The organism is Streptomyces sp. UH6, from assembly GCF_013421635.1.
GTDB lineage: Bacteria > Actinomycetota > Actinomycetes > Streptomycetales > Streptomycetaceae > Streptomyces > Streptomyces abyssomicinicus.
On sequence record NZ_JACADT010001156.1, the window covers coordinates 1 to 1,634 of the forward strand.

The following is a 1,634-nucleotide window of genomic DNA, read 5'->3' on the forward strand; positions in this document are numbered from 1 at the left end:
GCCCCGGTCCAGCGGGCGTGCGCCTGGGCCCAGACGTCGTCCGCCGGGGCGGCCCCGCCGGCGGCGACCTCCGCCTCCAGGGTCAGCACCCGGACCCCGGGCATCAGCTCCCGGGCCTCGGGCTGGACGGGGATCACGCGGAAGGTGGCGGTGCGGTACGCGGCGCCGGTCATCGGGTGCCTCCGGAGAAGGTGAGGGTGTCCGTGGTGTGCAGGTCGAGGTCCTCGGCGGTGAAGACCTGATCGGTGTCGATGAGGATGTTGTAGTGGTTGGGCGCGTGGCACTCGTCGAATCCGGCCACCCGCCCGATCGGCCCGCCGGGGCCCGTCACCACGTCGCCCCGCTCGATCACCGTCGCCGCGGCGAACTCGGCGAAGCCCAGGAATCCCACGTGGTCGACCCGGTCCCCGGTGGTGGTGGGCCGGTCGGTGGTGGTGACCAGCTCGTGCACGTCGCCGGCGCGCACGCAGCGCGACTGCCAGGGCGACAGCCGCATGCCGCGGTCGGTGCGCCGGTGGAACAGCAGCTTGACCAGGTGGGCGGCGACCGGGTCCTTGGCGGGCATCCGCAGCCGTTCCTCCTTGGTCCGTCCGATTCCGTACGCCTCCTCGACCAGGTCGACGATGTGCGGGCCGCGGTCCGGTGCGGTCCGGCCGTCGCGCACCACCCGGTGGAAGTCCGCCATGATGCCGGCGTACTCGTGGTCCAGGGACGACTTGAACGCGGCGAAGCCGTCCAGCATGTCGGCGCGCAGTTCCCGGCCGTCCTTGAGGTGGACGGTGATGTCCTTGCGCTCGCCGGTCTCCAGCGCCCAGTCCAGTTCCACCCGGACCGGGATGCCGTCGGCGGTGGCCAGCTGGAGTTCGGCGCAGAACTCCACCCCGGCCCGGACGTCCCCGATGGTGGCGTCGCGCAGGGTGAGCGGGCCGAGCACGGTCTCCAGGGCGTCGAGGGCGTTGGGGCCGTTGTCTATGACGCAGCCGCCGCCGCACCGCTCGATGTCCTGGTACCAGCGGTCGGAACCGGTGTGCTCCTCGATCCTCTCGTCGTAGTGGCTGGTCACGTGCGAGATCAGTTCCCGTGCCGGCAGGCGGGCCGCCAGGTCCAGCACGTGGAGGTTGTAGCGGCGGTGGAAGGCGGTGAACAGGGTGGTCCCGGTGGCGTCGGCGAGCGCCGTCAGGGCGTGCGCGTCCTTCGCGGCGACGGTCAGCGGCTTCTCGCAGCAGACGTGGACGCCGGCGCGCAGCACGTCGGCGACGACCGGGGCGTGCGCGTGGTTGGGCAGGGTGACGACCACCCCGTCCACCAGGCCCGAGGCCAGCAGTTCCCGGTGGTCGGTGAAGACGGCGGTGCCGGGGCCGAACCCGGTCAGCTTGGTCTCGTCGAGGTCGCAGACGGCGGTCAGCCGCAGCCCGGGGTCGTCCTCGACGGCCCGCAGGAAGAAGGGGGCGATGACGCCCAGTCCGATCACTCCGATGCGCATGGTCGTGCGGTCCTTTCCGTTCGCGGGGTCGTTGGCGGGGTCGTTGGCCAGATCCCCGGCGGGGTCGTTGGCGGGGTCCTTGGCGGGGGTGTCCGCCGGATCGGCCGCGTGGCCGTCCGGTCCGGCCGGCGTCGGGCTCATGCCGCGGCCC

1 protein-coding gene is annotated in these 1,634 nt (G+C 72.9%); it reads right to left on the minus strand.

The features are described from left to right. Positions 1-169 precede the first annotated feature (169 nt). Positions 170-1,634 (minus strand): Gfo/Idh/MocA family protein (locus HW445_RS30185; protein WP_257231384.1); only part of this gene is annotated, 1,465 nt, incomplete at its 5' end.